Here is a 7,373-nt window from a genome sequence, read left to right on the forward strand (position 1 = left end):
TCGTAAGACCCTAGCTGGGCTGCGGGCTGCTCGGCTGCTCGACGTTTTCGGGCTGCTTGACGTCCATGTCGACCAACACCCGGCGCAGCAGCTTGCCGGTCGCGTTGCGGGGGAGCTCGTCGATGAAGATCACGTCGCGAGGCACCTTGTGGCGGGCCAGGTTGTTCTTCACGTACTGCTGGATCTCCGCCGGGTCATTCTTGGCGCCCGGCTCGGGAACGATGTAGGCGCGCAACCGCTTTCCAAATTCGACGTCGTCGACGCCCACCACCGCGACCTCGGCCACGTCGTCCCGCTCCTCGAGCAGGTTTTCCACCTCTTGCGGAAAGACGTTCTCGCCGCCGGAGACGATCATGTCGTCGTCGCGGCCGTCGACGAACAGCAGGCCGTTCTCGTCGATGTGGCCCATGTCGCCGCTGGACATGTAACCGTCGATGATCTGCTTGTTGCGGCCATCGGTGTAGCCCTCGAACTTCCCACCGTTGTTGACGAAGATGCGACCGCGCCGGTTCGGGCCTTCGATGCGTTGGTCGTTGTCGTCGTACAACCGTATGTGGCAGGTCAACGGGGGCCGACCGGCGGTACCCGGCGCGGCTCGCAGCTCGTCGGGGGTGGCGATGCTGGCGATGGCGCATTCGGTGGAGCCGTACATGTTGTACAGCACATCCCCGAAGGTGTCCTGCACCCTGTTGGACAGGTCGGGGCTGAGTGCGGAGCCGGCGACCAGGATGACCTTCAAAGACGACGTGTCGTACTTGCTGATGATGTCGGGGCCGAGCTCCACGATCCTGTGCAGCATCGTCGGCACCGCGACCAGCATGTCGGCCTTGTGGTCGGCGATCATTTTCAAGGTGTTCTCCGCCTTGAACCGGCGACCGGTCACCACCTTGTTGCCCAATGCGGCGCCGACCGTGTACGTGGCCCAGCCGGTGCTGTGGAAGATCGGCGAGACGATCACCATGGTTCCCTTGCGCGGGAACGGGACACGGTCGACGATCTGCGCTGTCGCCAACGGGGATACCTTGCTGCGCGGCGCGCCCTTGGGCAGGCCGGTGGTGCCGCTGGTCAGGATGACCGATCCACCCGCTTTGGTCGGCGGCGGCAGGGGCTCGGACGAATTCGCGGCGACGATGTCCTCGAGGGCCTTTGCGCCCTCGGGCAATTCTGCACCCTCGTCGACCCAGGTCAGCACGCGCGGCAGGTCGGCGGGCAACGCGTCAAGCAGGCCGATGAATTCACTGTCGTGCATAACGACGGTGACGTGCTCACGCTCGCACACCTGGGCGAACTGTGGCTTGGCGAAACCCGTGTTCATCAGCACCATGCGGGCACCGAGCTTGCCGCAGGCGGCCATCGTGATGACCAGGCCTCGATGATCGCGACACAGCAGCCCGATGACGGAGCCCTGGGAGACGCCCAAGGATTGCAGTCCCCGCGCCAACGCCCATGACTGGTCGTCCACCTGCTTGTACGTCAATGTCCCGCGTTCGTCGACGAGCGCCGGCAGGGCCGCATACTTGCGGCCGCCGATGATCGTCATGGTGGCCTGGGGGCCGTAGACGGCCGTGAGCTTCGCGGCTTGAACGAAGGATTTGGGGTCGCTGAGATCGACGATGCCGCGGTCGATGAGTCGCTTGACCGCGCGCCCCGCCTCGGTGACGCGCCCCAGCGTTTCCGAAATACTGTCCCGGATAGCGTTCAGTGCATCGGTCATCGATCCTCCTCCGCGCCAAGTTTGCGAAAACGGTAGCAGTCCTGGTTGCTCAGGCTGTGGCCAGCAAGGTGGCCCCGGCCACGACCTCCACCAGGAAGTAGAACCAGTTGGGATAGAACGGCGTTGGCTTGTCCACCAGCGCGGAAAGAAGCCTGCCGAGCGCCATCCCGGCCAGCGCCGCCCCGACGGTAGTCATGATTCCGGCTCGATGGAAACCGGGATCGATCGCAGCGAATGTCAGAACCACCGCCATCGCCAGGCCGTACCCGCCGTAGACCGCGCGCACCTCGGACCGAGACTGCGCTTCCGGCAGCTCGATGGCGAACGGTCGCAGCATGGCGGCCGGGGCGGCGAGTGCGTACACCCCCATACCCAGGAAGAACACCGCGGCGATGGTTAAGACGACGACCGCCATCACGGCCTCCTGTCCTCGAATCGTGCGTGCCCGACCGGCCGGGGATATACCACCGCGGCTACCCGGGACTGATTGTGACACCCACACCGGCCGCCCCCGCCGACTCCTGCGCGGGCCACCAGTTCCGCCGGTGCCTTCGCGCTCTACCAACACGCGAACCCGTCGTTTGCAGAGGGCCAAGTTGCACACGATTCCTTGGCCGGTCATTGGGTCCGCACATTTGCTGTCTGTGTTTGCTGAGTGGCGCACACATCGACCCGGCGCAAGCAGCGGACCTTGCGGGCTGTCAGGAGAATCGCGGGCTTCCGAGCGCGCACGGCGCCAAACATCTGCTGTGATGTACGTGTCTTTGCCGCCGCGCCGCCTTTGGGAAGGTTGATGACCACCGATCTGACGTCCGAAGACCAAGCACAGGTCTCCTGGAGAAAGCGGCTGTGGCGCCCGTTGGCCATCGGCGGCTTCGTCCTTTTGTTCGTCGCCGGCCTGGTTACCTACGTCACCATTCATAAGCGCGCGACCTGGGAGAATGCGCATCGCGGGGTCAAGATCACCTATGAGGTCGAGGGCACCGCCAAGGGAGTCAGGATCGTCTATACCGGCCCCGTCGGCGACACGGAGGAAATCAAGGACGTAACGCTGCCGTGGACGGCGGAGGTGACCGTCGAAAAGTGGGTTCTGGTGGCATCGGTGTGGGCGACGTCGTCAACCCCCGGCGGCACCGTCACCTGCCGGATGTTGGCAGACGGCCAGAAGGTGGCTGAGCAGACCTCCGACGGTGGTTACATCTCGGCCAACTGCGTGGGGGCCACGGGCAACAAGTTCGCGCCGTTTCCCGCCACCAGGGACGTTACAGATTGAGCCGCCGACGTAACGCTTGAGTGCCGGCCATACACTGGCCTGCTATGGGAATGCTCTTTGGCTTTGCGCCGTGGATCACCTACTGGGTGCTGGTCGGCAACGTTCCTTTCCTCACCGCCGTATCGGTGGCGCTGCTCATGGCCGTCGCCGTGTTCGCGGTTGGCCGCGCCACCGGGAAGCCCGGTCGGTCGCTCGAAATTGCTGCTGTCGCAACATTTTTGATACTGACCCTGCTGACGTTTGGGGTCAGCGATGCATTCATGGCGCGTTGGATACAGCCAATCGGCAACGCCGGGATCTTCCTCGGCGCGCTGGTGAGCGTGTTGATCGGCAAGCCCTTCGTGCGTGAGTTCGCCGAGGCCGAACAACCGCCCGACGTGGTCAAGACCGAGTTGTTCCGGCGCACCACCACAGTGTTGACCTGGGTGTGGGTCGCGGCCTTTGCAGGCATGACGGTGTCGTCGACGATTCCGGCGATCGTGCACGGTGACAAGGCCACCATTCTCGACACGAAGACCCCGTTGTCGTTCATCTGCTACTGGGTCGTCCCGTTCTCGCTCCTGGGCCTGGCGGCAGTGGCATCGCGGTTGCTGCCCGCCAAGATGATGGCCGGCATCAACGACCTGACCCGCGAGACCTCGTTCGTCGCCTACGACGAAGCCACCATCGACGAGCTGTACTACCTCGCCCAGGAACACGCCAACCGCGAAGTCGGCCCTGGCAAGGAGGCCTACAACGTCAAGGTAGGCGGGATGGGCACACCGCTGACCGGCGACGAGTCACGCAAATCGTGGCCGTCGACCTACAAGGTTCGCGACAAGAAGCAATAACCCCCTGCGTACACCGGCACGTCAGATTGCCTTGGTTAAGTATGCGCATGGTGTCTAACACGAGATGGTTGGCCGCTGCGGCAACGGCCCTGCTAGTCGTCGCGTCCTGCTCGTCGCACGCTGCACCGGTCCCGACGGTCCGTCCGGACAAGGTGGAGTTCCGGACGGAGGCCGGCACGCCGCTCAACATCACGCCGGACCGGATGCTGGCCGCCACCAGAGGCATCACGCCGGTGGCGTTCGGCAAGCCCGCACACGGAAAGATCGCCTACGGCGCCAACGGTGCGTTGGTCTACACCCCGGACGCCGGCTTCACCGGCACCGACGAACTTCCCGTCACGGTCAGCCGCGCGGTCAAGCTGTACGCCGAGGACACTCTTCCGCTGGTCACGCTCGGCGGGGTCGCCGTCGGCGCCAGCGCACACGGGTCGGCGATCGCCGCGGTGCCGGGCAGCCCCGACGAGATCTACGGCCTGACCGACCGCGGACCCAATGTCGGCGGGCGTGCGCCCAACGAGAAGGTGGCTCCGGTACCCGAGTACCACCCACAGATCGTTCGGCTCAAACTTGCCGACGGCGTCGCGACGGTGCAGCGGACGATCACGCTGGAGGGGCCGGACGGCTCACCCCTGGTCGGACTGGTCAACGCGCATGCCAACGAGGGCGAGACGTTGGTGGATCTCAATGGGAATCCGCTGCCGACTTCCGATTACGGCATCGACCCCGAGGGCCTGGCCGCCCGGCCCGACGGGTCCTTCTGGGTGTCCGACGAATACGGCCCGTTCATCATTCACTTCGACGCCAATGGCAAGGAACTGGAACGTCTTTCGCCGTTCGACGGAACATTGCCGCGGGAGCTGTCACTGCGCTTGCCGAATCGGGGGCTCGAGGGCCTGACGGTGACGCCCGACGGCACCACGCTGGTGGGCATCATGCAGTCCGCGATCCAGACGCCGGGACTGCAAGGCTCGGCCAAGGCCGTCCCCGTCACCCGCATCGTGACGATGGACCTCATCCACCACGACGATGTGCACGAGTACCTGTACCCGCTGGCCAATCCGCAGAAGTCGAACGTCGGGGTATCGGATATCACCGCACTCAGCGCGACGACCTTTCTGATCGTCGAGCGGGACAGCAAGATGGCACCCGACGGCGACAAGAAGATCTACAAGGCCGATATCGCGCATGCCACCGACGTGGGACCGCAATCGAAGCTGCCCGGCGCGTCCTACAACGGGGAAGCGGGCGGGCTACTCGTCAACAATGTCCCGATCGAGACCTTCGTCGGGGAGAGCACCGATGCACAGGCCGTCGCCAAGCTCCGGTCAGCGGGGATCACCGTCGCAAACAAACTCCTGCAGCTTGATCTAGGTGCGTTACTGCGTTCGTTGTCGCCCAAAGGCGACTTCTTTGGGCACGACAAGATCGAAGGCCTCATCACTCCGGACGGCGGAAGCACGTTGATCCTGGCCAACGACAGCGATTTCGGGTTGGCAGGGTTGGCTTCGAATACGCCGCCCATGCGGCTCAAGCCCAAGAAGCTGCCCAACGGAAGTCAGGACAGCGGCGAATTCCTGTCCGTCGATACCAATCAACTTCCTGCGACGACCGAATCGCTGACGGTTCCCATCAAGGTTGGCTAGGTCGCAGGCGGAAGATCCTGATCTCCCGCGGCGCGCAGTTGGTGCGGTAGTTCTCGTACCCCGCGTAGAAGTCCACGGCGTCCGCCCATGCCGCGGCGCGTTCGTCACCGCTGAGCAACTCGGCGTGGTAGCGCTTGGGAGGACCCTTGAATTCGACGGTGCATTCGGGGTGCGCCAACAGGTTGGCACTCCACGCTGGGTGGTGGAGACGACCGTAGTTGGAGCCGATGGCCAGCAGCCCGTCGCCGTGTTCGACCAGCGCCAGCGGATGGGTGCGCGGCTGACCGGATTTGGCGCCCGTCGTCGTCACCAACCCGACCTTGTCGATTCCGGCCGAGCTCAACCGGCCCTTCGTTCGGGGGATCACCGCCTTATCCAGCGGTGGGGCGATGTGGAGCAGGAATTGCATGCCCACCGGGGTCATGACGAAGCGCTCGATCAGCGCCTCGCTTATTCGCAGACGCCGGCCGCGGATCCGGCTTTGCCGACGAAGTGGCACGGGTTGACAGTACTCGCGCGGGCGGCGAGATGGTGTTAGCCGTCGGTTGCCGAAGCGGACCGAGTCCCTTCTCCGAGCAGAAATCAGCCGTTTGCGCCGGGTGCGCCAAACAGTGTCCCGCCGGGCCCGCCATCGCCGCCTGTGCCGGGGGGGACCCGGCACAATTCCGCCGCCACCGGGTCCGCCCGGTCCGCCGTTGCCACCGTTGCCGATCAGCTGGGCGCCTCCGCCCTTACCGCCAGCGCCGCCATCTCCGCCAAACGTGGAGAACCCACCGGCGCCGCCGGGCCCGCCGGCGCCACCATTGCCGATGAGCCCGCCGTTTCCGCCCGCGCCCCCAGCACCGCCTGCAGACGCGGAAAGTGCGCTGATATTCGTCCCGCCGGCGCCTCCGGCCCCACCGGATCCGCCGTTGCCGAACAGTCTGACTGCGCCGCCGGCACCGCCATTTCCGCCGTAGGTGCCGTCTCCGTTTATGCCTGTTCCGACGGCTCCGCCATCCCCGCCGTGCCCACCATCGCCGAGGATTGATGTACCGCCGTCGCCACCCATACCCCCAATGCCAGGAATTCCCTCAAACGTGGGGGCATCTCCACCGTGCCCACCCTGCCCGCCGATTCCACCGCTACCGAACAGACCGCTGGCGCCACCATTACCACCGGCGCCGCCGGTACCGCCCTGGCCGCCAAAGCCGTGGTCACTAGTACCGACCCCGCCCCCGCCGCCTCGGCCGCCGCCGCCGCCGCTACCCACCCGGCCGCCGGCGCCGCCGGCGCCGCCGCGCCCGCCGTTGCCGCCTGCGCCGCCGTTGCCCCATAGCCGGGCTGCGCCCCCATGCCGCCGTTACCGCCAGCAGCACCGGCGATGGTGGCGGCGCCGCCGGCGCCGCCTGAGCCGCCGTTGCCGTACAGCCAGCCGCCGGTGCCGCCGGCCCCGCCGTTTGCGCCCGCGCCGCCGAGCCCGCCGGTACCCCCATGGCCGATCACGCCTGCGGCACCGCCCGCGCCACCGGCTTGGCCGGGGGCGCCGGATCCGCCGCGGCCCTACCCACCACGCAGGTGCTGGCCGCCGGCGCCGACGAGGTATCCGCCGCGGTGGCCGCCCTGTTCAGCGGCCACGCCCAGGCTTACCAGGCGGTCAGCTCCCAGGCGGCAGCGTTTCACGCCCATTTCGTGCAAATGCTGCAGGCGGGTGCGGGTGCGTACGCGACCGCTGAGGCCGCCAACGCCTCCCCCATGCAACAACTGCTCAACGCGATCAACGCACCTACCCAGACCCTGCTGGGCCGCCCGCTGATCGGCGACGGCGCCAATGGCGTCGACGGGACTGGGGCCGCCCGCGGCGCCGGGGGGGGTGGGGGGGGCTGCGCTGTTGGGCAGCTCCCGTGCCCCCCCGGCGCCGCACTACGGGCCGG

7 protein-coding genes and 1 pseudogene are annotated in these 7,373 nt (G+C 66.6%); 4 read left to right on the forward strand and 4 right to left on the reverse strand.

What is annotated here, in order from left to right; genetic code table 11:
• Positions 1-10: 10 nt before the first annotated feature.
• The gene (locus tag BST27_RS24940) at positions 11-1,714 is read right to left on the reverse strand and encodes an acyl-CoA synthetase (RefSeq protein ID WP_197518214.1); all 1,704 of its coding nucleotides are present in this window, start codon (positions 1,712-1,714) and stop codon (positions 11-13) included.
• Positions 1,715-1,763: 49 nt separating this feature from the next.
• Entirely contained in the window at positions 1,764-2,129 is a 366-nt protein-coding gene (locus BST27_RS24945) for a DUF4345 domain-containing protein (protein ID WP_069422281.1), read from the reverse strand.
• Between the two features lie 378 nt (positions 2,130-2,507).
• On the opposite strand from BST27_RS24945, the gene BST27_RS24950 reads away from it, so the two are divergent.
• From BST27_RS24950 to BST27_RS24960, 3 genes are read left to right on the forward strand one after another with little or no spacing between them, the layout of a single operon-like run.
• Positions 2,508-2,987, forward strand: a complete 480-nt coding sequence (locus BST27_RS24950; protein ID WP_069422282.1) for an MmpS family transport accessory protein — start codon at positions 2,508-2,510, stop codon at positions 2,985-2,987.
• A 44-nt stretch (positions 2,988-3,031) separates the two neighbouring features.
• Complete coding sequence (locus BST27_RS24955; protein WP_069422283.1) at positions 3,032-3,817, forward strand: DUF3159 domain-containing protein; 786 nt, start codon at positions 3,032-3,034, stop codon at positions 3,815-3,817.
• 50 nt (positions 3,818-3,867) lie between these two features.
• Positions 3,868-5,460, forward strand: a complete 1,593-nt coding sequence (locus BST27_RS24960) for an esterase-like activity of phytase family protein (protein WP_232007452.1) — start codon at positions 3,868-3,870, stop codon at positions 5,458-5,460.
• Here BST27_RS24960 and BST27_RS35115 read toward each other — a convergent pair.
• Together BST27_RS35115 and BST27_RS35120 are read right to left on the reverse strand one after the other, a co-directional pair.
• Positions 5,447-5,884, reverse strand: a complete 438-nt coding sequence (locus tag BST27_RS35115; protein WP_308205986.1) for a nitroreductase family deazaflavin-dependent oxidoreductase — start codon at positions 5,882-5,884, stop codon at positions 5,447-5,449. The two genes, BST27_RS24960 and BST27_RS35115, sit on opposite strands and share 14 nt — an antisense overlap.
• Before the next feature lie 164 nt (positions 5,885-6,048).
• A pseudogene (locus tag BST27_RS35120) lies at positions 6,049-7,002 on the reverse strand (hypothetical protein); the annotation flags it as partial.
• On the opposite strand from BST27_RS35120, the gene BST27_RS24975 reads away from it, so the two are divergent.
• Positions 6,934-7,373: PE family protein (locus BST27_RS24975; protein WP_139805354.1), on the forward strand; the 440-nt coding region annotated here is incomplete at its 3' end. The pseudogene BST27_RS35120 and the gene BST27_RS24975 overlap by 69 nt on opposite strands.

The organism is Mycobacterium intermedium, from assembly GCF_002086275.1.
GTDB classification, from domain to species: Bacteria; Actinomycetota; Actinomycetes; order Mycobacteriales; family Mycobacteriaceae; genus Mycobacterium; species Mycobacterium intermedium.